This is a genomic window from Myxococcus sp. MISCRS1, assembly GCF_026626605.1.
GTDB classification, from domain to species: domain Bacteria; phylum Myxococcota; class Myxococcia; order Myxococcales; family Myxococcaceae; genus Myxococcus; species Myxococcus fulvus.
This window is the reverse complement of record NZ_JAPNKB010000001.1, coordinates 5,782,715-5,805,776: the sequence shown is the minus strand read 5'-3', so window position 1 is coordinate 5,805,776 and position 23,062 is coordinate 5,782,715. Positions and strand designations below refer to the sequence as shown.

Annotated in this window: 21 protein-coding genes and 1 pseudogene; 10 read left to right on the top strand and 12 right to left on the bottom strand. The window is 68.4% G+C overall.

Annotated features, from left to right (window positions below):
• The first annotated feature begins 37 nt into the window (after positions 1-37).
• Genes OWM54_RS23005 through hxsC form a run of 5 tightly spaced genes read left to right on the top strand, consistent with a single transcriptional unit; the run spans position 38 to position 5,104 of the window.
• Positions 38-1,615, top strand: coding sequence for a hypothetical protein (locus OWM54_RS23005; protein ID WP_267698869.1), 1,578 nt, complete (start codon positions 38-40; stop codon positions 1,613-1,615).
• Positions 1,612-2,127 (top strand): hypothetical protein, encoded by a 516-nt coding sequence (locus OWM54_RS23000; protein ID WP_267698868.1) that lies wholly within the window; start codon positions 1,612-1,614, stop codon positions 2,125-2,127. The genes OWM54_RS23005 and OWM54_RS23000 overlap by 4 nt, the downstream gene beginning before the upstream one ends.
• Before the next feature lie 17 nt (positions 2,128-2,144).
• The gene (gene hxsD, locus OWM54_RS22995) at positions 2,145-2,474 is read left to right on the top strand and encodes a His-Xaa-Ser system protein HxsD (protein ID WP_267701161.1); all 330 of its coding nucleotides are present in this window, start codon (positions 2,145-2,147) and stop codon (positions 2,472-2,474) included.
• 14 nt (positions 2,475-2,488) lie between these two features.
• Complete coding sequence (gene hxsB, locus OWM54_RS22990; RefSeq protein WP_267698867.1) at positions 2,489-3,931, top strand: His-Xaa-Ser system radical SAM maturase HxsB; 1,443 nt, start codon at positions 2,489-2,491, stop codon at positions 3,929-3,931.
• Between the two features lie 3 nt (positions 3,932-3,934).
• A complete protein-coding gene (hxsC, locus tag OWM54_RS22985) occupies positions 3,935-5,104 on the top strand; it encodes a His-Xaa-Ser system radical SAM maturase HxsC (RefSeq protein ID WP_267698866.1) in 1,170 nt (389 codons plus the stop codon).
• A 9-nt stretch (positions 5,105-5,113) separates the two neighbouring features.
• Here the strand turns inward: hxsC and OWM54_RS22980 are convergent, their stop codons facing one another.
• Positions 5,114-6,952 carry a hypothetical protein gene (locus tag OWM54_RS22980; RefSeq protein WP_223750475.1) on the bottom strand — a complete coding sequence of 613 codons (1,839 nt, stop codon included), beginning with the start codon at positions 6,950-6,952 and terminating at the stop codon, positions 5,114-5,116.
• Between the two features lie 1,100 nt (positions 6,953-8,052).
• Here OWM54_RS22980 and OWM54_RS22975 point away from each other — a divergent pair.
• Positions 8,053-9,960, top strand: a complete 1,908-nt coding sequence (locus tag OWM54_RS22975; protein ID WP_267698865.1) for a PAS domain S-box protein — start codon at positions 8,053-8,055, stop codon at positions 9,958-9,960.
• 153 nt (positions 9,961-10,113) lie between these two features.
• Here the strand turns inward: OWM54_RS22975 and OWM54_RS22970 are convergent, their stop codons facing one another.
• A complete protein-coding gene (locus OWM54_RS22970) occupies positions 10,114-11,118 on the bottom strand; it encodes an NADP-dependent oxidoreductase (protein ID WP_267698864.1) in 1,005 nt (334 codons plus the stop codon).
• 127 nt (positions 11,119-11,245) lie between these two features.
• On the opposite strand from OWM54_RS22970, the gene OWM54_RS22965 reads away from it, so the two are divergent.
• Positions 11,246-11,863 (top strand): TetR/AcrR family transcriptional regulator, encoded by a 618-nt coding sequence (locus tag OWM54_RS22965; RefSeq protein ID WP_267698863.1) that lies wholly within the window; start codon positions 11,246-11,248, stop codon positions 11,861-11,863.
• Between the two features lies 1 nt (position 11,864).
• On the opposite strand, the gene OWM54_RS22960 is transcribed toward OWM54_RS22965, so the two are convergent.
• The 7 genes from OWM54_RS22960 to OWM54_RS22935 all read right to left on the bottom strand — a co-directional run bounded on the left by OWM54_RS22960 (position 11,865) and on the right by OWM54_RS22935 (position 17,565).
• Positions 11,865-12,308, bottom strand: a complete 444-nt coding sequence (locus OWM54_RS22960; RefSeq protein WP_267698862.1) for an arsenate reductase ArsC — start codon at positions 12,306-12,308, stop codon at positions 11,865-11,867.
• Positions 12,305-13,426, bottom strand: coding sequence for an ACR3 family arsenite efflux transporter (gene arsB / locus OWM54_RS22955; RefSeq protein ID WP_223783776.1), 1,122 nt, complete (start codon positions 13,424-13,426; stop codon positions 12,305-12,307). The genes OWM54_RS22960 and arsB overlap by 4 nt, the downstream gene beginning before the upstream one ends.
• Before the next feature lie 31 nt (positions 13,427-13,457).
• Positions 13,458-13,820, bottom strand: coding sequence for an ArsR/SmtB family transcription factor (locus tag OWM54_RS22950; protein WP_141327471.1), 363 nt, complete (start codon positions 13,818-13,820; stop codon positions 13,458-13,460).
• Between the two features lie 419 nt (positions 13,821-14,239).
• The gene (locus OWM54_RS22945) at positions 14,240-14,710 is read right to left on the bottom strand and encodes an NUDIX hydrolase (RefSeq protein ID WP_223750481.1); all 471 of its coding nucleotides are present in this window, start codon (positions 14,708-14,710) and stop codon (positions 14,240-14,242) included.
• Positions 14,707-15,003 (bottom strand): DUF2380 domain-containing protein, encoded by a 297-nt coding sequence (locus OWM54_RS43250; RefSeq protein WP_324289140.1) that lies wholly within the window; start codon positions 15,001-15,003, stop codon positions 14,707-14,709. Before OWM54_RS43250 ends, OWM54_RS22945 begins: the two co-directional genes overlap by 4 nt.
• Before the next feature lie 53 nt (positions 15,004-15,056).
• Positions 15,057-16,226, bottom strand: coding sequence for a DUF2380 domain-containing protein (locus tag OWM54_RS22940; protein WP_324289139.1), 1,170 nt, complete (start codon positions 16,224-16,226; stop codon positions 15,057-15,059).
• On the bottom strand, positions 16,216-17,565 hold the full coding sequence (locus tag OWM54_RS22935) for a hypothetical protein (protein WP_267698861.1): 1,350 nt from the start codon (positions 17,563-17,565) through the stop codon (positions 16,216-16,218). The genes OWM54_RS22940 and OWM54_RS22935 overlap by 11 nt, the downstream gene beginning before the upstream one ends.
• Positions 17,566-17,747: 182 nt before the next feature.
• On the opposite strand from OWM54_RS22935, the gene OWM54_RS22930 reads away from it, so the two are divergent.
• Positions 17,748-19,158, top strand: a protein-coding gene (locus OWM54_RS22930; RefSeq protein ID WP_267698860.1) for an IS3 family transposase whose coding sequence is annotated in 2 segments (ribosomal slippage) — positions 17,748-18,106 and positions 18,105-19,158 — 1,413 coding nt in all. Because the reading frame shifts where the segments join, the coding sequence is not laid out codon by codon here.
• Positions 19,159-19,273: 115 nt separating this feature from the next.
• On the opposite strand, the gene OWM54_RS43410 is transcribed toward OWM54_RS22930, so the two are convergent.
• On the bottom strand, positions 19,274-19,588 hold the full coding sequence (locus tag OWM54_RS43410) for a hypothetical protein (protein WP_408891838.1): 315 nt from the start codon (positions 19,586-19,588) through the stop codon (positions 19,274-19,276).
• Between OWM54_RS43410 and OWM54_RS43405 the strand changes: the two are divergent.
• A pseudogene (locus OWM54_RS43405) lies at positions 19,475-20,111 on the top strand (tyrosine-type recombinase/integrase). The gene OWM54_RS43410 and the pseudogene OWM54_RS43405 sit on opposite strands and share 114 nt — an antisense overlap.
• Here the strand turns inward: OWM54_RS43405 and OWM54_RS22920 are convergent.
• Positions 20,092-20,850, bottom strand: coding sequence for an SIMPL domain-containing protein (locus OWM54_RS22920; RefSeq protein WP_223783774.1), 759 nt, complete (start codon positions 20,848-20,850; stop codon positions 20,092-20,094). The pseudogene OWM54_RS43405 and the gene OWM54_RS22920 overlap by 20 nt on opposite strands.
• A 154-nt stretch (positions 20,851-21,004) precedes the next feature.
• Complete coding sequence (locus tag OWM54_RS22915) at positions 21,005-21,649, bottom strand: hemerythrin domain-containing protein (protein ID WP_223750486.1); 645 nt, start codon at positions 21,647-21,649, stop codon at positions 21,005-21,007.
• Positions 21,650-22,076: 427 nt separating this feature from the next.
• Between OWM54_RS22915 and OWM54_RS22910 the strand changes: the two genes are divergently transcribed.
• Complete coding sequence (locus OWM54_RS22910; protein ID WP_223783773.1) at positions 22,077-23,060, top strand: PDR/VanB family oxidoreductase; 984 nt, start codon at positions 22,077-22,079, stop codon at positions 23,058-23,060.
• Positions 23,061-23,062: the final 2 nt, after the last annotated feature.

Sequence of the window (23,062 nt, the reverse complement as noted above, 5' to 3'; positions counted from 1 at the left end):
CGAGCACCTGCGCCGACTGGTGTGGACGAATGAGGACATGGAGCAGGACGCAAAGCTCGTGGGGGAGATCAGCGCGAATGGAGTGCTCCCCCAGGAGAAGGTCGCGCAGCACCTCCCAGGAGACTGGGTCAAGGAGCATTGGGGAAAGACCCGCGTCCCCGTGAAGGTGAACGAGCGCATCACCCGCCAGCGCTTCCAGGTGTTCGAGGTGCCCGCCGCGCGCGTGTCCTACGGCATCATGAACGCGCCCTCAACCACGGTTCAGTTCGAGGGAAGGCGAATGCTCGCGCCACCGGTCGAGGAGGACCGGCAGCTCACCGCTCGGGGGCGAAAGGTCCTTGCGGTACGGTTGCCCCTCATCGCCGTGGCCTTGGGAATCCCACTTCTTTACATCCTCCGCGGCTCCTTCTTCTGGAACGGCTGGTTGGCGGCACTGCTGTTCTCCCTCGGTGGTTTCGCGGTCGTCACTGACCGCCTGGTCCAGGACTGGACCCTGGGCAGGAGACAGAAGATTCGCCAGTGGCGATTTGGCATGTCTGTGTATGCGCTCATCGCCATTGTCGTTGCGCTATTCGCCGAACCCTGGCTGTTCGAAGCACGGCGAGACATTTCGGAGGGCCGCCTCGATGACGCACAGACGGAGCTGCAGGCACTGGGTGAGCCTGAATCACCCGAGCTCCAGCAGGCCTGGGCGGACCTCCACCTGGCCCATGCGCTCCGTGAGCAGAACGTGGACGAGGTCGCCAAGGATGCCCTCGCGATGGCGCCGAACGCTCCCGAGCGGGCGAAGGTCGAACAACACCTCCTGTCCCTCACACGTCAGCAGGTCGTCGCGTCGCTCGAGCGCAAGGACGTGTCCTCCGCCTCGACGGTGCTGGCCTCCGCCCAGCCCGTGCTCGCGCGGAGCTTCCCGGGGGACCTCGGAGAGCTGCGCGGGCGCCTCCATGACGCGGCGCACGCGGCCTGCACCACGGACCCCTGCCGATGGAAGGCGCTCTTCGCCGCGTACACCGCCCAGCCCACGCCGAGCCGCGAGCGGCTCATCGGACAACTGAGCACCGCGCTCCAGGAGCAACTGACGCCCAGGCCGCGTCCCAAGGCCGTCACCCTGGACTGGGTCCTCCACCTCCACAAGACGACCGCGCTCGCCACCGAGCTGGCGGACACTCCGCACGACCCACAGGTGGCGGTCCTCGCGAAACAGGCCGCCACGTGGGCCCGCGAGGAACGGGAGCGGATTCCGCTCATCGGCGCGGAGCGCGAGGTGGCCATCTCCCTGCTCCAACTGACAGCCAGCAGCCACCCGAACATCCTGTCGAAGACCACGGAGTCCGTCGCCCTCTCGTGCGAGCTGCGGGACGGCCGCTGCGTGGGCGCGTACCTGGCCGGCGCGGACAAGGAGTCCCGCGTGCTCAACAACCTGAAGCGTACGCCCGTGACGAAGGAGCTGCTCTCCCGTGTCCTGGGACATCCGGTCGAGCTGCCCGCGCCGCCCCAGCCTCGCGGAGGCAAGCCCCCCACGCAGACGACCTGGAAGGATGGCCGCGTGACGCTCGTGGCGAGATGGAACGGCATCTACCTGATGGAGCTGCGCATCGGTGAGGTGAAGCCATGAACCCGAAACCTCCCCGGCTGCTCTCCGTCAGCGCGGCGCTCATGGGACTGCTCGGAGGCGCGGCCCCATCAGGGCTGCTCGTGCCCGGCATCGAGCTCCAGGTCGCCCAACCCACGTGGCGGCGACGCAACGAAGAGGACTCGCGCGACGAGCTGCTCCTCGTCGTCCCTCCCACCCACGGGCAGATACTGCTCGCGGGTCATCGCTCGCACCGCTCCCACTCCTCGCACCGCAGCCACTACTCCGGCAGCAGGAGCCGCAGCTACGGCGGCTACTCCGCTCCCGACGAAGCGCCCGAGCCGCCACCCAGGCCCGCGACGGTGTCCTTCGTCGCCTTCCCCGGCGGACGCATCTTCGTCGACGACAAGCCCGCGGGTCAGGATGTGACGGCCCTCATGCGGCTGGCGGCGGGCAAGCACATTGTCCGCATCGAGAACCGCTTCCTCGGCACCACCACCGTCGAGGTGGACCTGGTCGCCGGCCAGACGGGCGACGTCACCATCGAGTGGTGAGGAGCAGACACGTGACCATGGACACCAACCTCACCTTCCGCGACGGCGCCGTGCAGGCCGTCCTCGACCTGCGCGTCTATCGACTCGCGGCGATTCAGAAGTCCGCGTACCGCTTCGCCGACCTGTGCACCGCGGTGCTCGGCTCGCCCGACGCGGACCGGCTTCCCGTCCGCTTCCTCTTCGCCCCCACCGTCACCGAGCGCGACGCGCTGGAGACGGTGCGCCTGTTCTTCCAGGAGCTGTTGGACCAGGAGCTGCGAGAGCAGGTGGGCGACGAGACCCGGGCCCTGCGCGCGTTGATTGTCGCGCAGGCCTTCTCACGCACCGGCCTGATTCGCCAGGACTGAGGTCGACGCACGCCATGTTCCATGACCGCGCCAGGTACCAGTCCACGAAGGGCTACCAGCTCGCGCCCCTGCGCTTCAGCCGGCTGGACGACGCCCGCTACGTCGTGACGAACGACGTGGGCGAATACGTCGTGCTCCCCCGACACGAGCTGGTCGACTTCGTCCGTCACGCGCTGCCCCCGCACCGCGAGGCCTACAAGACGCTCAAGTCGAAGCACTTCCTGTTCGACGAGCACTCCCGCGTGGCGCTGGAGCTGCTCGCGCTGAAGTACCGCACCCGCGCCGAGCAGCTCGCGAACTTCACCGGGCTGCACATCTTCGTGGTCACCCTGCGCTGCGACCACTCCTGCGCGTACTGTCAGGTGTCCCGTCAGGCAGAGGGTGCCCGCGAGTTCGACATGTCACAGGAGCACGCGGACCGGGCGCTCGACTTCATGTTCCGCAGCCCCTCGCCCACGCTCAAGGTCGAGTTCCAGGGCGGAGAGCCGCTGCTCCACTTCGAGCGCATCCGGTACATCGTCGAGCGCGCCAAGGCCCTCAACCAGGTGCACCGCCGCGACCTCCAGTTCGTCATCGCGAGCAACCTCTCCCGCCTCACCGACGAGGTGCTCGACTTCTGCCGCGAGCACGGCGTGCTGCTCTCGACCTCCCTGGACGGCCCCGAGGACCTGCACAACACCCAGCGCCCCGTGCGCGGCGGGGACAGCCACCGACGCACGCTCCAGGCGATTCACCGGGCGCGACAGGCGCTCGGACCGGACTCCGTCTCCGCGTTGATGACGACGACGCAGGCGAGCCTCACGCGCGTCGAGGACATCATCGACGAGTACGTGCGCCAGGGCTTCCACGGCATCTTCCTCAGGAACATCAGCCCCTACGGGTTCGCCGTCCGCCAGCGAGCCTCTCGCCAGTACGACGTCGGGGCGTGGGTGGAGTTCTACCGGCGCGGGCTCGCGCACATCCTCCGCATCAACGAGCAGGGCTATCCGCTCCAGGAGGAGTACACCGCCATCCTGTTGCAGAAGCTCTTCTCGCCCCGGGGCTCGACGTACGTCGACCTCCAGTCGCCCGCGGGCATCGGCATCGGCGCGCTCGTCTACAACTACGACGGCGCGGTGTACGCCTCCGACGAGGGGCGGATGCTCGCGGAGATGGGTGACTTCTCCTTCCGGCTCGGGCACCTCTCACACGACTCCTACGAGTCCATCATGACGTCCGACACGCTCCTCGCCCACCTGAGCGACACCATGCCGGAGGGCGTGCCCATGTGCGGCGACTGCGCCTTCCTCCCCTACTGTGGCGCCGACCCCGTCTTCCACCAGGCGACGATGAAGGACGCCGTCGGACACAAGGCTTTCAGCGCCTTCTGCCAGAAGCAGATGAGCGTGCTGCGCCACCTCATCGGCCTGCTCGAGGATGACGCCCGCGCGCGTGACATCCTCATGGGGTGGCGCTGAGCCATGCCCGCCCTGGACCTCTCCTCGGCCGGACTGAAGGCGCTCTCCATGCGCTCCATTGAGCCGTTCATCGCCCGCGTCCGTGAGCACCTGGACGACGCGCCCCTCGCCCATGAGCGGGAGGTGCTCCTCGTCCGACGTCCCACGGCGTCACTGCCCCCGGGCTTCCGGGGATACCTCCTGTGGGACGAGGGCCTCGTGAAGAGCAGCCCGGCCCCGGGGGACACCTACGTCCTGCCTCCGAACCTGCGCTACCTCGCGGAGGGGGACGTGGTGCGCATCCACCCCGAGCGCGACGCCCTGTCGACGCTGTACCGCCGCGCCTCGCCGTCGAACACGTTCCTGGTGACGGAGCGCTGCGACAACCACTGCCTGATGTGCTCCCAGCCACCCCGCAAGCAGGATGACTCCTGGCTGCTGGACGAGCTGATGCAGGCGCTCCCGCTCATCTCCCCGGAGACGCGCGAGCTCGGCATCACCGGCGGCGAGCCGAGCCTGCTCAAGGGCCGCCTCATCGCGCTGCTCGCGCAGATGAAGCACCACCTGCCAACAACCGCCGTCCACCTCCTGACCAACGGGCGCGGCTTCGCGAACCCCGAGCTGGCGCGCGCGGTGGCGGACGTCCAGCACCCCGACCTGATGCTGGGCATCCCGCTCTACTCGGACCTGCCCGAGGAGCATGACTACGTCGTCCAGGCCCTGGGCGCCTTCGATGAAACCGTCCGAGGCATCCTCCACCTCAAGCGCGCCCGGGTGCGCGTGGAGCTGCGCTGCGTGGTCCACGCGCAGACGTACGCGCGCCTGCCCCAGCTGGCGGAGTTCATCGCGCGCAACCTGGCCTTCGTCGACCACGTCGCGCTGATGGGGCTGGAGCTGATGGGGTTCGCCAAGGCGAACCTCGGCCTGCTCTGGATGGACCCGCTCGACTACCGGCCCCAGCTCACCGCCGCGGTCCGCACGCTGAGCCTCGCGGGGCTGGAGACGTCCCTCTACAACCACCCGCTCTGCACCCTGCCCGGCGAGCTGCACCCCTTCGCGCGCAAGAGCATCTCCGACTGGAAGAACCTCTACGCCGAGGACTGCGAGCGCTGCACCCGCCGGGAGGACTGCGGCGGGCTCTTCGCCTCCGGCCTCGCGAAGCGCAGCCGGGGCATCCAGCCCTTCCTGGACTGAGCAGGGCGGCTACGCGACGGACGCCGTCCGCCCGGTGAACGGACACACCGCGCCCTCGGCCGCCAGCGGGGCGCCCACCGGCGTCAGCTTCGTCCCCTCCGGCGAGTTGTCGATGTCCACGCCGAACTCGTCCCGGAACACGTCCAGCAGGTACGGCAGCACGCCGACGGTGCCCGCGCGCATGCGGTGGTGGAGCGACAGGTCCTTGTTGGTGAACCGCCGCTCCGGATGAGGCCGCCGCAGGAGCGCGTTGGTCTCCCGCTGCACGTTCTCCAGGGCCAGGAGCGCCGAGCGCTCCAGCGTCAGGTACTCCGCCACCGCGTCCGCGATGGCGTCCGCCTGCGTCCCGAACGCGTCGCCCACCTTCGCGCGCACCACCATGCGCAGCCGCTTGCGCGTCGCCTCGAACACCGCGTCGTGCACGGGCGTGAAGATGTCCTTGAGGTGGACCAGCGACTCCTCCTTGAAGGTGCTCATGCCCCGCTGCGCGCGGTCGAACATCTCGATGTAGCGCGCCTCCGCCCAGTCGCGCTGGGTGGCCGTGTGCAGGCGCGTGGGCCGCATCATCTCGAAGTCCTTCTTCAGCCGCGCCCGCAGGCCGCTCCAGAAGTCGCCCTCCGTCGGCGTGACGGACTCGGCCACCGCGCGGACCTGCTCGTACGCGCGGCACATGTAGCTCCACAGGTTGAACTGGAGCGAGTAGAGCTGCAGCCCCAGCTGCCCGTAGTCCACGCCCGGGACGATGTCCTTCTCCCATGCGAAGGACATGGGCTCCTCGTTCGCCACCGGCCGCCCGTCCATCAGCGTCTGGAAGTACTCGTCCACCAGGTTCGGCGGCCCCGCGCACACGCCTCGGTTGGACAGGTAGTGGTTGTCGCGGTCCGTCACGTACAACAGCTCCGCGGACGAGATGGGCGAGTCGTAGGTGAGCGGCTCCTCCGGCAGGAAGAGCATGTACGCGGCCACCATCCGCACGCCGTCCGTCACGCGGTAGATGTTGGAGAGCACCGGGTCCAGCTGCCCGTTGGGCACCGGGTCGTTGGCGCGCATCAGCATGTACGAGGGCACCGCGAGCACCGCGCACGCCGCCGCGTGCAGGTCCCCCATCCGCCAGCGCCCGTCCGGGAGCACCGTGTCGGGGCGCAGGAACGCCTGCCGCACCGCGCGCACCGCGTGCATCATCGGCTTCCAGTGCCGCATCATCGACTTGAGCGCCGTCACGTTCATGGGCGCGTTGTTCCGATAGCGGCTGCCGGCGAAGTGGCAGGCCTTGAACTCGGTGTCCATCTTCATGCGCATCTGCTCGGGGAAGGTGTTGCTCTCCCCGATGTGCCGCCCCTCGGTGTCGAGCGCGGGGTGCGCGATGCGGTACACCGGCAGCACCGCCTCCAGGAACCCCAGCTCCAGGGGCCGGCCCGTCAGCCTGCGCATCACCTCCGGGGCGTCCGGGTTCCACCACAGGGGCTCGGTGGGCGCGACGCGCCTGGCCTCCATCGCCAGGTACTTGCGGTGGGACTCGCTCTCGAAGGCGAGCGTCGGGGCCTCGCGCGTGACGACGCCCTCCTCCAGCAGCGCCTCCAGCAGCTCCTTCACCCGCTCCCAGGGATACGGCTCACCGGTCGTCCACTTCGTGGCGTTGCCCGCCATGAAGGAGTCCTCCAGGCACAGCTGCTCTCCGAAGGAGTGCAGGTCCTGCTCCTCGATGGAGATCTCCCGGGTGCCGTAATAGATGTGCAGCTCGCGCACGCCCTCGGGCGAGGTCAGGTACTCCTTGATGAAGCGACGCCTCAACGGCACGTACAGCGTCTCGTGAGGGTCCACCGACACCGGCACCGAGTCCTGGCTCACGCGAATGCTCCTGACGGATCCTGGAAGAAAAACAGCCGCCAGCGACCCGTGCACGGGCCACCAGCGACTGGATCAGCTCACCAACTCCACCTCAGATGTCGAGGGGCGCGGCGATGATGACGCCACCACCACAGCCACGACCACCGCTGCCCGCGGCAATCGGCCCAGCACGAACGCGCGTCTTGATCTTCATGGACTGCTCCTCGTGTGAGTGAGACGTGATTTCCGATTCACGCGAAGCACAAACCTCGCGGACCCGGAGTCGTAATCAGAACCAATCCGAATCTTGAGGTCAAGTTGCACCAGCCATCCAGGCACCGGTTGCGGACACGCGTGACGCGATGCCCCGCAATCACTGTCCTGCGTGCTGGAATTCCAGCCACAAAGTCACCAATACTTGAATATCGAGAATTAACAGGTGTCCCAAAATCACCTCGGGACCTGGGTGTCCGAGACGGGCCGTGCCCTGGGGGCCGGAAAGACAACGACCGCCGACGGACCGTGCACGGTCCGCCGACGGCCGAGTCGCTACGACGGGAAGCCGCTCAGATGTCGAGGGGCGTGGCGATGATGATGCCGCCGCCACAGCCGCGACCTCCGCCGCCGCCGATACCGTCATCAGCCGACATGGGGCCCGCACGAACGCGCGTCTTGATCTTCATGGGTTGCTCCTGTGTGAGTGATACGGACAACCGGTTCACGCCACGAGAAGAACTGGCGGACCCGGAGTAATCATTGAAACGAGATAAAGTCTGTCAGTCAAGCCGCAACCTCATGACGCCATGCATCGTCTTCCGCCCCACACACAGGCCCAATCCCAACCTGGTTGGATGGGATTTCATCTCGGGGTCGTGGAATGCATCGGATTGAGCCCGTGGCGACCGGTGGCCTCGGCTGGGACCAGGCAGCCAGGCGGTCCGGGCCTTCCGGGCGCGCGCACGGGTGCGCTCGGGCGCCGGGAGGAAGAGAGAGGGGACCTTGGCCTCGGGGTGAAGCCCTCGACGGACGCGTCGGGTCCTGCCTAACTTGGGTGAGCAAGCGCCCCCGCGCACCACCGACGTCCCCCTGCCTTGAACAAGCCCCCGGGTCTTCCTCCAGCCTTGAAGGAGCGCTCTTCGCGCACCGCGCCCTCCGCCCGCGTGTGGCTGGTCGAGGACAGCCCGCTCCAGCGCGCGCGGGCCCGAGAGCTGCTGGCCAGGCACCACGCGGTGGAGACATTCGAGGACGCCGAGCAGGCGCTCGAGCGGCTCTCCTCGGGGCCACCGCCCGACGTGCTCGTGCTGGACTGGCGGTTGCCGGGCGTCTCCGGCCTGGACGCGTGCCGCTACGTGCGCGAGCGCTACGACGAGGTCACCCTCCCCATCCTCATGCTCTCCGCGCGGGGGACCCACGAGGACTTCACGGAGGGCCTGGAGGCGGGCGCCAACGACTACGTCGTCAAGCCCTTCCACGACGCGGAGATGCTCGCCCGGGTGGCCGGCCTCCTGCGCGTGCGGGCGCAGGGGGAGCGACTGAGGGAGCGCGAAGCCCACCTGTCCACGACGCTCTCCTCCATCAGCGACGCGGTCATCACCACGGACCCGGTCGGCCGCGTCCTCTTCCTCAACCCGGTGGCCGAGCGGCTCACCGGCTGGAGCACGTCCGAGGCGTGGCAACTTCCGGTCGCAGAGGTCTTCCGCGTCGTCGACGCCGTCACCCGGGAGCCGTTGGACAATCCCGTCGAGCGGGCGCTCGGCTTCGAGTCGGTCCAGCACCTCACGCGGCCCGCGCTGCTGCTGCGCAAGGATGGGACGGAGGTCCCCATCGAGGACAGCGCCGCGCCGATTCGCACGGGACCGAGCGCTCCCTCCGGGGCCGTGCTCATCTTCCGCGACGTCACCGAGAAGATGCAGGTGAGCCAGCGCAACGAGGCGCTCACGGAGCAGCTGCGCGCGAGCGAGGCGGAGCAGTCCCTGCTGCTCGACGCGATTCCCGTCCTGGTCTCGTACGTCAACGCGGACGAGCGCTACGGCCGCGTCAACAAGGCGTACGAGGAGTGGTTCGGGATTTCGCGCGACCAGATGCGCAACCGCAAGGTCCGGGAGGTCATCGGGGAGGCGGCCTACGCGGTGCTGGGCCCGTACGTGCGGCGGGGCCTGGCGGGCGAGAGCTTCTCCTTCGAGCAGCATGACGTGCCCTACCGGTTGGGGGGCAAGCGGGACGTGCGGGTGTCCTTCATCGCGCACCACTCGCCGGGCGGCTCCGTGGACGGCTATGTCGCGCTCCTGCAGGACATCACGGCGCAGCGCAAGCTGGAGCAGGAGCGGGAGCAGCACGCGCGACAGCTCCAGCAGCAGGCGGAGTTCGAGCAGCTGCTCATCGGCATCGTGAGCCATGACTTGCGCAATCCCCTGGGCGCCATCCTCATGGGGGCCGAGCGGCTCAAGCGCCTGGAGACCCTGCCGCCGGAGGCCCACAGGCCGGTGGAGCGCATCCAGGCGTCGGCCACCCGCGCGGTGAAGCTGGTGAAGGAGCTGCTCGACTTCACCCAGGCCCGGCTGGGCGGCGGCATCCGGCTGGAGCGCGCCCCCGCGGACCTCCACCAGGTCTGTCAGGCGGCCGTGGAGGAGGTGGAGGCGGCCCACCCCACCGCGGACGTGCGGGTGGCGGCGAGCGGCGACGGGCACGGCGCGTGGGACGAGGAGCGGCTGGCGCAGGTCGTCCAGAACCTGCTGATGAACGCGCTGAAGCACGGGCGCCCCGGAGCGCCCGTCCAGGTGGAGACGCGGGGAGAGGACTCGCAGGTGACGCTGCGGGTCCACAACGAGGGCCCGCCCATCCCAGCCTCGCGAATCCCGGACCTCTTCCAGCCCCTCCAGCGCGGCACCGACGTGGTGGACCTGGCGAGCCGCAGCGTGGGGCTGGGGCTCTTCATCGTGAAGGCCATCGTCGACGCGCACCAGGGGCACGTCGAGGTGGAGTCCACGGCGGAGCATGGCACCACCTTCACCGTGAGCCTGCCGCGCTAGCGGGCGCGGAAGGCCCGATGACGTGGATGAGCGTCACCTTGGCCAAGTCACCAGGAGACGCCTTTCTGGAGGGGCACAGGTCGACTCGCGGGGTTACCCGCTCCGTTCAGGCATCGCCGTCAGGAAGAGGTGTCACTCCAGAACGGACGATGTTCAGCCCATCGAGACGACGACCTTGCCCTTGGCGTGGCCCTTCTCGAGATGGTCGAACGCATCGGCGATGTTGGAGAAGGCAAAGACCTGGTCGATGACGACTTCGAGCTTCTTCGCGTCGATGAGGGCAGCGAGCGCTTCAAGGTCCTTTCCGCTCGGATGCATGAACAGGTAGCGGTAGGTGACGCCCGAGCGCCAGGCGCGAAATCGAACCCCAGCGCTCGCGAGCCAGAAGAGCATCGCGAGTCCAGGGCCGCGGCCAATGTCCTGGGTCGCGGTCAGGGGCTCGGGGATGCCCGCGATGCTGACGACCTTGGCGCCACGGCGAACGGTCGAGAAGGTCTGCGTGAGGGTGTCGCCGCCGACGAGGTCCAGCGCGGCATCGTACTCGCGCAGCTCGGTGGTGATGTCCTGGGTGGTGTAATCGACGACGACATCCGCACCGAGGCGCTCGACGAGTCTCCTGCCCCGCGCGGACGCCGTCGTCGCGACGGTCGCGCCAAGGTGCTTGGCGAGCTGGATGGCAAAAGTCCCAACACCCCCTGCGCCACCTGGAATGAAGACGCGCATGCCCGGCGCGACGGCGAGCTCGTCGCGCAGCGCTTGAAGCGCGGTGAGCGCCGCGAGCGGCACCGCGGCGGCCTGAACGAAATCGAGTGACGCCGGCTTCTTCGCGACGAGCTCTTCGCCCACGCACGCTGTCTCAGCGAAGGCGCCGAGCCGATGCCTGGCCACGCGAGCGAAGACCTCGTCACCTGGGCGGAACCGCGTCACGCCTTCACCGACCGACGTGACAACGCCGGACAATTCGCAGCCGAACACGACCGGAAGCGCGTAGGAGTCGATGACCCGGAGTTTGCCTTCGCGTGTCTTGAAGTCGACGGGATTCAGGCCTGCCGCCTTCACGTCGATGCGCACCTCGCCAGGCCCCGGCTCGGGCGGTGGCATGTCGCGAAGCTCGGCGGCCTGGGGGCCGCCATACCGGGTGAGGACGAATGCACGCATGAGGTCTCTTGCCTTCACTGAGGACCAGGGCACGATCCGGGGCTCGGGCGACGGGGTGCTCTGCCTCAAGGCCTTGTCGCGAGCCGGACCGAAGTTTACGGTGCATACATAGGCGAGGGTGTTAACGGTGTCAACATCAGGGAAGGACAGCTACCATCACGGAGATCTCCGCGCGGCGCTGCTGAAGGCCGCGCTGGAGCTGCTCGAGACAGGTAGCGAGCTTTCCCTGCGAGAGGTCGCCCGGCGTGCCGGAGTGTCGTCCGCCGCGCCCTATCGTCACTTCGCCGACAAGCGTGCGCTGGAGTCCGCGCTGGCCGCGGAGGGCTTCCGCGAGTTGGGACGCGAGCTTTCCCAGGCGGGCGTCATCCCGCGGACGGTGTCCGATATCGCCGAGCTGGGCGTCAGGTACGTGGAGTTCGCGCTGAAGCGGCCCGCCCTCTTCTGTCTCATGTTCGGCAACGCGTGTGACGACTCGAACGATGAGCGGGTTCGAGCAGCGGCTGAGGTCCGAGGCCTCGTGTCCACGGCCTTGGCGAGCGTCTTCCCGGGAGCCGACGCGAGCGCGCTGTCGACGGCGGGCTGGTCCCTTGTCCACGGGCTTGCCTTCCTTCACCTCGACGGGAAGCTCGGCACGGGGACAAGGCAGGAGGTGGCCGCTCGCGTGCGCTCCTCGATTGAGGCGATTTTTTCCGGTGGGCGCACCGCTGTCGGTCGAGGGAAACCCGCGAGCACGCGCACCCGGTGATTCAGGACACCGCGTCGCCTGCCGGCCCCTGGAGCCCGTCCAGCGAGCGCGCCCAGCCCTCTTGAGAGAGCAACTCCGCGACGCGCGTCCGCACCTCCTCGCGAATCTCACGCACACGCTCCAGGGGCTGGCCCTTGGGGTCCTCCAAGGGCCAGTCCATCCGCTTCAAGCCAGGCACGAAGGGGCACGCCTCCCCGCAGCCCATGGTGATGAGCCACTGGGCGCCCTGGGCGAGCTCGTCCGTGAGGTGCTGGGGCCTGGCTCCCGACAGGTCGACCCCGACTTCGGCCATCACGGCCTGGACCTCGGGATGGACATGGGTGCCCGGCTGCGTGCCAGCAGACACGGCCCGCGCCCGCGCTGGGTCAGCCAGGGCATTGAAGAACGCAGCCGCCATCTGGGAGCGGCCCGCGTTGTGCACACAGGCGAAGATGACCTTCTTCATCGGGGGGACTCCTCGAACGGGCTCTCACTGAAACGGCGAGGAAGGACCGCGCTCGTCGCCGTGGGGAACAGCCGACGTCGCAGCCACAACGAGAGGTAGACCAGGGCGATGAGGGCGGGCACCTCGATGAGCGGCCCCACCACTCCGGCCAGCGCTTCTCCAGAAGACACGCCGAAGACTCCCACGGCGACGGCGATGGCCAATTCGAAGTTGTTGCCCGCCGCCGTGAAGGAAAGTGACGCGGTCTCCTCGTAGTCGAAGCCCAGCTTGCGCGAGAGGAAGAAGGCACTGGCGAACATGACGACGAAGTAGACCAGCAGCGGAATGCTGATGCGCACCACATCCAACGGCAGGCGGGTGATCTTCTCGCCCTGCATCGCGAACATGAGCACGATGGTGTAGAGCAGCCCCAGCAGCGCGGTAGGCCCCAGCCGCGGCAAGAAGCGCTGCTCGTACCAGGCCTCTCCCTTGAGGCGGGTCAGCCCCACGCGTGTCAGCGCGCCCGCCACCAGCGGCACGCCCAGGAAGATGAGCACGCTCCGGGCGATGCTCCACATCGACACGTCGAACGCCGCGACCTCCGCTCCGAGCCACCCCGGAACGACGGTGAGCAAGAGCCAGCCGAGCACCGAATAGAAGAAGATCTGGAAGAGGGAGTTGAGGGCCACGAGCACGGCGGCGACCTCGGTGCTGCCACACGCCAGCATGTTCCAGATGAGGACCATGGCGATGCAGCGGGCAAGGCCGATGAGCACCAGGCCATTGCGGTAGTGCGGCAGGTCCGGAAGGAAGAGCCACGCCAGCGCGAACATGAGCAGCGGCCCCACCACCCAGTTGAGAAACAGGGACGTGGTGAAGAGCTTCCCTCGCGTGCGCAGGCGCCCCAGCTCGCCGTAACGCACCTTCGCGAGCACCGGATACATCATCCACAAGAGGCCCAACGCGATGGGCAGCGAGACCGTGTCCAGCTTCACCGTGTCCAACCGGCTCCCGAGGTCCGGGAAGGCGCGCCCCAGGCCGATGCCCAGGCCCATGGCGGCGAAGATCCACACCGGCAGGAAACGGTCGATGAGGGAGAGCTTCTTGACGATGTTTTCGGAGGCACGCGGCGAGGACATGGACGGAAGCAACCCAGGAAAGAGGAAGGCGCTACTTGCAGGCCTCAGGGCCGCAGGACTTCAGGACGCGCGCCACTTCGCGTTGGAGCGTCGCGCGCGTCGCGAAGGCAGAGACAAGGGCCTGCACCTGGGAAGCGCACAGCGCATCCGTCTGCGGCGCCAGCCGGTAGTAGACCCAGCTGCCCTCCCGACGTGCCTCCACGAGCCCAGCCGCCTTGAGGACGGACAGGTGCCGGGAGGTGTTGGACTGAGGAATGGAGAGGGCGCTCTCCAGATGGCAGACGCACAACTCCGAGTGCGAAAGCAGGGACACGATGCGCAGGCGCGTCTCGTCGCCCAGGGCCTTGAGCACCCGGGTCAGCGGGCGCACGTCGAGGGAGGGGCCAGAAGACATATCGACATGAACATATCCGCATGTCCTCATCCCGACAACCCCCGTCGCGAGGCTCGCTCCGGGGGCAAGGGGTCGATTCGGCGAGAACCCGGGGACCGGGGGCAGTCCCCCGCGAGGGGCACACTGGGGTCACCTGCCTGAATCACACCGACATGGCGCACCCCAGCAAGCCCTTGCCGCCGCTGAACGGCTGACTACTTCGCGGACTCGATGACGTAGATGAGCGTCACCGTCGCCACGGCACCAGAAAAACCCAAGCAGGACGCGCTGTTCCCCGCTGGTGCCTCGGTTTTCGCTCGGAGACGTCATCTCGTCCCGTCCCAGGCTGTTCCCCCGTGTGCACGCTCGCTCCACCCTGGAGGGGCACACTGGGGCACATGGGGGAATCCGGCTGGAGCTCCTGGGGCCACCAGCTCCGTTCAGGCTTCGTTGTCGGGAAGGAGGGTCCGGAGAAGCTCGTCGTCAGGACCGAGAGGACGCCAGCCAGCGGGGGGCGGATTGGCGAGGAGCGACGTCCTCAATTCGCGTGCGCGCCCCTTGTGCGTATCCGGGGCATAGGCAATCCAGGGGCCAAGTGCCTTTGCGACGGCGAATCGACTCGTGTCGTCGAGCACTGTCGGCCACCCATTGGGGAGGTTCTCCCATAGCTCGCGCACGAGTTGTCCACGAACCAAGCGGGTCACCTGCTTGCTTCGCACCGCCTCGACTACCAGCCCATCGTACACCTGGACTCCCGCAACATCGTCGGGTCCAAGCTCCTCGGCCAGTGCCTCCAACGATGCGGTGGGACGGGACTCGGCAAAGGCTGTGAGTGAGTCGTAGCCGCGTTCGCGAACGCGCTCATACAAGCGGGCCTTCCAGTTGCCCTGCCACGAGCGTCCATCGGTCATCGGCTGCTCCCTTTGGAGAACTTCATCGGGATGTCGTAGCTCCGCATGCGCCCCGCGACGATGTCCAGGACCTGATTCCGCGTCAACATCCGACCTGCCGTGGTCTCGGCTTCGTGCAGGGCCTCCATGACCAGCCGATTCCACTCTCCGGGCCACAGGCGCCCCAGCTTCCAGTTCCCCCCGCCGTGAATCGCCTCGTGGTGGGACCGCTCCAGCCGGACACAGAACTGGTCGATGTCCATGTCACCCTTGAAGCCGCGCTGCTCGAACCACTCGCGGTGCTCTTTCGGCATGACGTGATGTTTCGGGGCCTCGGACATGCCCGCTCCGGCTCTGCCCGTCACTCTCATACCCCGCTGTCCCCCAGCGCTTCTCGCACGCCCTCGGGCAAGTCCTGGTGCGCTTGCGCCATCATCACCTGTCCGCCGTGGATGCGAACGGCCGCGCTGACGGCGGGGAGGGAGATGACGCCTGCCTGCACCAGCCTTCGCATCATCTCCACCCACTCAGCGGAGACGACGAGCCGCGAGCCCGCCATGACGCCCCCCGACCCCATCGCGAGGCTCATGCCAAGTGTCACCGGTGCGGCCGGAGGCAGTCGAGGCAGAGACATCTTCAGCGTGGAAATCATGGACAGCATCTCCAACACCTGCGCCGCTGTCAGAACCTTCTCACCAATTCTCATGCTCTCACGGGTATGCGCGTGAATTGCGGCAAACTCCCGGGTCAGCTTCCCCATCAACTCGGGCATCGCGGTTGCCGCCGCTTCGACTCGCTCCGGGTCGAGCGATTCGAGGTCCATCAACGTGGGCGCCATCAAGCCCTGCACCCGGTGCAGGTCCACGAACAGCTTCTCGTCGCTGCATACGAAGCAATGTCGGAGGACAGCGTCAGAGAGCTGGAGGAAGTCCACCCAGGCGGCCAGCAGCAAGGACCCGAACATCGCGGCCTGGAGCTTGGGCCCCGTCATGCGAAGTACCCCCAGCGCCATGTCCGAGTCGCCCACTTCCGAGGCCACCTCCGTCAGCCCGGTTGCACTCCCGAGCGCGCCACGGAGCCACGTCACTTGAGCGGAGCCGTGCTCGACATAGCGCCTGAACACTGCCCCATCGAGACGCCGGTCACCGAGTGCAGCAGGCCGGTCCGCCAGCTTCGAGAATGCCCCCTCAACCCCGTCCAGTGAGACCTTCACTTCGTCGATGGCATCGAGGATAGCCTGTCGCTGCGAGGTGCCGGACCGCGCTCCACCCCCGACGGCTCCGGATGCAGCCCTCGTTGCAACGCTTCGTGGCCCTACATGGCGCACAAATCGCTGCTGCCTCCCGGAGCCCGCGATGGAGGACGGGAGAGGAACGAAGGCATCGGGGCTCTCGTCGCTCGGCACATCCGCCCTCTCGGGAGGTGTCACCGCGCGCGGCGTGTAGTTCAGCGTGCGGCCACGTCCGGGAGCATGAGGCACCGAAACGCATCCCGAGGTGAACAGCACCAGCGCGAGCCACAGGATGTTAGCGCGCATGGTCCACCCCCAGGCCCACCGACGCGAAGGCGCCAGGTCGCAATGTCCCTTCCGCCGTGGGAAACAACAGCGTGCCGCCCGTCCCCATCGCGTAGAGCGCGCCCCCCAGGAACCTCCACCGGACTTCCGCCGCTCCGAGGTAGCGCGCTCCGGGCTTCCCAGCTCCAACCGCGAGTCCCTTCAACGCTACTTCCAAGCTGCGCTCGAAGAGCTGCACCGCCACACGCCCATCAACATCAGCGCGGCCCCATGAGAAGACTTCCGCGCCCACCGAGAGGTTCAGGTGCCTGTTGGGGCCCCCGTAGCTGACGGCATCCCACTCCGCGATGGCCTCTGCGAATGCGGAGTAGCCGTCCGGAAAGCGAGCATCCGCGAGCGGCACGCCGTCAGGGCCCGCCGCCTGGAAGCGCGCCAGTTCGTAGTCCGCGCCGAAGAAGCCTTGTCGGAAGCCGCCATGCTGGCGCCTCGCCTCCAGTCGCATGCGCAGGTTGAACCTGTCGGTGAGGTAGTCCACCCCGCCCCCTACGACAGCTCCCCACGCGCCGCCCTCGCCAGGACGACCTCCCCACCCGGCAATCAAGTGGGCCTCGATGTCGGAGCGCGCCACCACCACCGCCATCGCATCCAGGTGCGCAAGCGTCATCGAAGGCGCGTCACCTCCAGCTCGCCCCCAATCGTGGACAGCGGACAGAGCTAGCGTGTACCGCCCCCCCTTTTCGGGCTGGCCGAAGAAGATGTGCTCTGCGTCCAGGGAGAACTCCGCACCCACCAACCGCGCTCCCAGCACGTCCGATGCGAAGGCTTCGGTGTAGAGCGGCCCCAGCGTGCCGGTGAAGATGCCCCCGGCCGGGTGGTAGTCGGGATTGGTCCGGTTGGAGTAGCGACGGACCAGATGACCCGAGAGGAGCCTGTGTTCCTCCAGCGGGCCGAACCAGACTCCCATGGGCGCGTCGTCCGACCCCAACAAGAGGCCGCGAACGAGCTGCCCCCAGTCCGAGAGCGTGTCCCAGTCCTCGCGACGCACGAGGGACCCGCCATCCTCCCCGCCCCAAAGACGGAAGCGCACGGGCGCCCCCAGGTTGACGCCGAACTCGGGGCCACCGTCGAGGATGAACGTGGGCTCCACCTGCATGAAGCCCTCGTCTTCCCCCGCGCCAGCACGAGGAAGGAACGCCAGCGTCGTGGCTTCCACGCGCGTCAGGTAGTGCCACTTGCGCGCGGGTAGTGCATCCGGGGTGGTGGATGATTCTGCCTCCGGGGCAGGGGGCTCCGAGGCACCTCCCGTCGTCGGTAACAGCAACAGCAGCAGCGCGGCCAGACAGCTTCGCTTCCTGTGCATACACGCCTCCTGTGCGTGCCCCGGAATGAGGCACGAAGAACACACGTCTCCCGGTCGGCTGGAGCGACTCGCGCCGCGCCGGTGGTGAATCCGCGGTGGTGAGGGGAAAGCCCTCTCTGCCAAGGTGAGTGAGACAGTCCGTACTCAGCAGTTTAGTGTGCAGGGCGACCCAGGCAGGGACGATGAATCCGGTGGTGGAAGAGGCTCGGGTCCGGGAGACCGAGGTGGTGGAGAAAGCCAGGCGGCGAGGCTTCACGACGGAGTACAAGCTGCGAGTGCTGGCGGAAGCGGACCGCTGCACGAAGCCCGGTGAAGTGGGAGCGCTGCTGCGTAGGGAGGGGCTGTACTCGTCGCTGCTGAGCGCGTGGCGACGCCAGCGCGATGCGGGAGAGCTGTCCGCCAGCAGTCCAAAGAAGCGCGGCCCGCCGGCGAAGCTGCCCGACGCGAGCGCCCGGCGCGTCGCCGAACTGGAGAAGGAGCTGGCTCGGGCCCAGGCGCGGCTCAAGCGCGCGGAGGCCCTGCTGGACCTCCAAAAAAAGTTTCGGAAATCCTGGGAGTGGGACTGCCCAAGCCCGACGAGGAGCCTTGATGCGCGTGGCACTGGAGGCCGTTGGTGAGATGGGCGTGGCGCCGGTGTGCCAGGCGCTGGGTCTGCCCAGAGCCACCTTCTACCGGCGAGCCCGGCCGAATCAGGAGCCGGTGCGCCGAGGCAGCCCACCGCGAGCCCTGCTACCCGAGCAGCGGGCCGAGGTGCTCACGGTGCTGCATGAGCCAAGATTCCAGGATGCCGCGCCCGCGGAAGTCTACGCGCAGCTGCTCGATGAGGGCCGCTACCTCTGCTCGGAGCGCACCATGTACCGGGTGCTCGCCGAGAACCACGAGGTGCGCGAGCGCCGCAATCAACTGCGCCACCCCAGCCACCCAGTGCCCCAGGTGCACGCGACGAAGCCCAATGCGCTCTGGAGCTGGGATATAACGAAGCTGCACGGCCCGGCGAAGTGGACGTACTTCTACCTCTACGTCGTCTTAGACGTCTTCAGCCGGTACGTCGTCGGCTGGATGGTGGCGCACCGCGAGTCGGCCGTCCTGGCTCAGAGGCTGCTGGCTCAGACCTGCGAACGTCAGGGCATTGAGCCTGGCCAGCTGACCATTCACGCCGACCGCGGCACCTCGATGACCTCCAAGCCGGTGGCATTGCTGATGGCGGACCTGGGCGTGACGAAGACGCATTCCAGACCCCACGTCTCCAACGACAACCCCTTCAGCGAGGCGCACTTCAAGACGCTGAAGTACCGGCCGGACTTCCCCCAGCACTTCGGTTGTCTCCAGGACGCCCGGGGCTTCTGCGGCGACTTCTTCGGCTGGTACAACGAGGAGCATCATCACTCCGGCCTTGGCCTGCTCACGCCCCACGACGTGCACCACGGCCTGGCTGCCCAGCGCCTCGCGGCCCGAGCCGCCGTGCTCGCCGCCGCCTACGCCACCCACCCCGAGCGCTTCCCGCGCGGCGCACCCAAGCCGCAGGCCCTCCCGACTGCCGTCTGGATCAACGACCCCGCACGGCTCGCTCACTCACAGGAGGCTGCGCAGTAATCTCTCGAACTCGCTGTCTCACTCGCGTTGACAGGTTCCGCAGGCTCAGATCGAGAACTTCAAGACGGCCATGCGCAAGAAGCGCTCGGGTGCACGCGCACGAAAGGAGGCCCCTTCACCTGCGGCCCTCCGCATGCGCAAGGGCTCGGGCCCGCCGCCCATGAGCCTCCGGTACATCAACAACGCGTTGAGCGTACTGCGCAAGGTGTTCGCGCTCGCGCAGGAGCAGGGCGTCATCGCCCACATCCCGCGCGTGAAGCTCTTCAAGCTGGGTAAGACCGCTTACGACTTCCTCACCTTCGAGGAGGCCGAGCGGCTGGTCTTCCTGGCCGAGCCCGAGTGGAGAACGATTCTCCTCGTGGCCCTCAAGACAGGGCTTCGACAGGGAGAGTTGATGGGGCTCCAGTGGAGCGACCTGGACTTGCACCATGGCAAGCTTCAAGTCCGAAGGACGGCCCAAGGGCGGACGCGAGCGGACGGTGGACATCCCACTGTCGGCCCTCGATGCGCTCAAGGGCCACCGTCACCTGCGCGGGCCCTACGTGTTCTGCCAGGAGGACGGCCAGCCCCTCACCTCGGGACTGATGCGGCGCCCGCTGGAGCGCTGCTTGCGGCTGGCGAACATCCAGCGCGAGCAGGGACGCATCGGCTGGCATGACCTGCGCCACACCTACGGCAGTCACCTCACCATGCGCGGAGTCCCCTTGAAGGTCATCCAGGAGCTGATGGGCCATGCCACCATCGAGATGACGATGCGCTACGCCCACCTCCCCCCGGAGACCCGCGAGAACGCGGTCCAACAGCTCGACCGTCCCAGCCCCTTGGGGCAGGCCGCTTCGGGTCACCTCACCGAAGGGGCACACTGGGGGGGCGCCTGCCCGAATCACCGGCATGGCGCACCCCAGCAAGCCCTTGCCGCCGCTGGACGACGGACTAGCGCGCGGACTCGATGACGTAGATGAGCGTCACCTTGGCCTGCACCGTCTGCTCCTCCGGCTGGATGGGCGTGGCGACGCGCGCGTCGGACGCCATCTCCGCCATGGCGAAGCGGGCCGGGTAGAGCTGCGGCGGCTCCGTCACGGTGCTCGCGTCCACCACCGCGCCCAGCTTCACGTTGAGGGCGGCGGCCAGCACCTCGGCCGACTTGCGGGCCCGCGCCACCGCCTGCCGCAGCGCCTCACCCTGCACCGCGTCCTGGCGCGCCAGGCCGAAGCGCACCTGGTCCACCCGGTTGGCGCCCGCCGCCAGCGCCTGGTCCAGCACGCTGCCCACGCGCGACAGCTCCGTCAGGTGCACGCTCACCACGTTGCTGACGCGGTAGCCGCGCAGCTTGGGCTCCGTCTCGTTGGGCGCCGGCGGCCCGTAGTCCGGGTACACCGAGTAGTTGCGCGTCTGGATCTCCTTGCGGGGGATTCCCGCGGACGTCAGCGCGGCGATGACCTTCTCCATCTTCTTCGCGTTCTGCTCGCCCGCGGCCTTCGCCGTCTTCTCCAGCGTCTCCACGGCCAGGTCGATGAAGGCCTCGTCGGGCTGTGCCTTCACCTCGCCGGTGCCCTCGACGCGCAGGGTGCGCGTGGAAGGGTCCACCGCGGGGCGGGCCTGGGACACGGGCTGGGGCTGGGCGGAAGCGCCCATCGTGGCGAGCAGGACAGCGGTGAGCAGCCAGGAACGAACGGGACGGGCGTGAAGCATGGCGCCTCCTTGGGGCGGATGGGCGGTACGGCGGGGTCGTGTTGCCGCTGCCTTACTCCCTGGGACGGCCCCTCCACGAGGACATTCACGCCCACGAGAAAGGGCCCGGCCCACCACACGGAGAGCCGGGCCCGCTCACTCGGGGAGCACGCGCTCACGGACTGGCGGACTCGCCGGCCTCGTACTCGGGGGCGGAGGGAGCGCGCGACTTCGGGCCGCGCCCCGTCACCTCGCGCACCTTGGTCGTGGCCTTGCGACGCGCGGCCCGGAGCGCGTCCCGGCCGATGTCCATCACCGCCGACACGGCGCCCGCGACCAGGTTGCCCGGCGGCGTGTCTGGCGCCATCGGATGCGGCCGCGTGGGGGCCGCTTGCTTCGCCGCCTCCAGCACCTGGCCCAGCTCCCGCAGCTCGTTCGGACGGAACGCCTTCTTCACCTCGGGGAAGAGCGTGGTCTCCTCCTCGAGCACGTGCGCGCGCACGTTCTCCATCAGCACGGAGACCTTCGCGTCGAAGCGCTCGGCCTCCGAGGGCAGCCCGTCCAGCTCCGACAGCACCCACTTCACCACGTGGTGCTCCTCCAGCGAGCGGAGCACCTCGTCGCGCAAGGACGCCGAGCGCTGGCGCACCGCCGGGTAGAAGACCTGCTCCTCGATGGAGGAGTGCACGGACAGCTCGAGCACCATCTGCTCCACCAGCTTGCGCTTGAGCTTGTGGGCATTGGGGCCCGCCTTCTCGAACCGGCGGAACAGCTGCTCCACCGTCTTGTGGTCCGCCTTCAGCAACGCGATGGCATCCATGTCGTTTGCCTCCCTGGGGCTCCGGGGGCCGCGCATCCCCTCCGTGGCGTGCACGGTCCATGACGCGGCATGTCCTGGATGGTGGGGATGACCTGCGCGCGATGCCGGAGCGACGCGCGGATGGCCTGCTCTCCCGTGTGCTCGGCGACCGGGCGACGCGCTTGCCATGTCGGGCGCTCCCAGGCCTCAAGCGCGGCACCCCCGCGCTCATCCACGTGGAGCGGGCACCCCGGGAGGGAAGCGTCGTTCCCATGTCGGGCAACGCGGGCGCCGGGGTGTCCACCCGTCGTCACGAAGAGCGTGGAGGAGGCGACGCGCCGACCGCCCCCGGGGGCAATCCCACGCTGGACCACCTCTGCTCAATGTCGTGTCCGTCGGAACGGAGGGTTGGGCCCGCGTCGTCCGCGGGAAGGGAGAGGGGAAGTTGGTGAACACCGTGATGAATGAAGCGCTGCGCGTGCGCGTCGCCCGCATCGCCCGCGAAGCCGAGGACATCCTGTCGTACGAGCTGGTCGCGGAAGACGGCGGCACGCTCGCGGCCTTCGAGGCCGGAGCCCACCTGGACGTGCGCATCCCCGGCAAGGAGTCCACGCTGCGCTCGTACTCGCTCTGCAACGACCCGGAGGAGACGCACCGCTACGTCATCGCCGTGCAGCGGGACGCGAGGGGCCGCGGCGGCTCGCGCGCCATGCACGAGCGCGTGCACGAGGGGGACGTGCTGGTGGTGAGCCCTCCGCGCAACGACTTCCCGCTGCTGTTCGCGCGCGGCTATGTGCTGGTGGCCGGCGGCATCGGCGTCACGCCGCTGCTGTCCATGGCGCGGCAGCTCCAGCGGACCGGGCTGCCCTACACGATGTACTACTGCGCGCGCGCCCCGGAGCGCGCGGCGTTCCGTGAGCTGCTGTCCATGCCACCCTTCGCGGACCACGTTCGCTTCCACTTCGATGGGGGTGACCCGGACAAGGGCCTGGATGTGTCCGGGCTGTTGTCCACGCGCGCGCCAGGCACGCGGCTGTACTGCTGTGGCCCCGCGGGGCTGATGAAGGCGGTGCGCGACGCGTCCGCGAGGCACCGCTGGCCGTGGGAGAAGGTCCACTTCGAGTCGTTCGGCGCCGACGGCGTGGGCGCGCTCGCCACCCGGGAGGACACCGACTTCGAGGTGACCATCCGCAGCACGGGGCAGGTGCTCAGCGTGCCCAAGGGCCAGTCGGTGCTCAACGTGCTGCGCCGCAACGGGCTGCGCGTGACGAGCGACTGCGAGGCGGGCTCCTGCGGGACGTGCGTCACCCGCGTCTGCGAGGGAGAGCCCGAGCACCGCGACACCTTCTTCCAGCAGGAGCCCGCGGGCAATCAGCGCATGCTCATCTGCGTGTCGCGGGCCCGCTCGAAGCGGCTGGTGCTGGACCTGTAGAC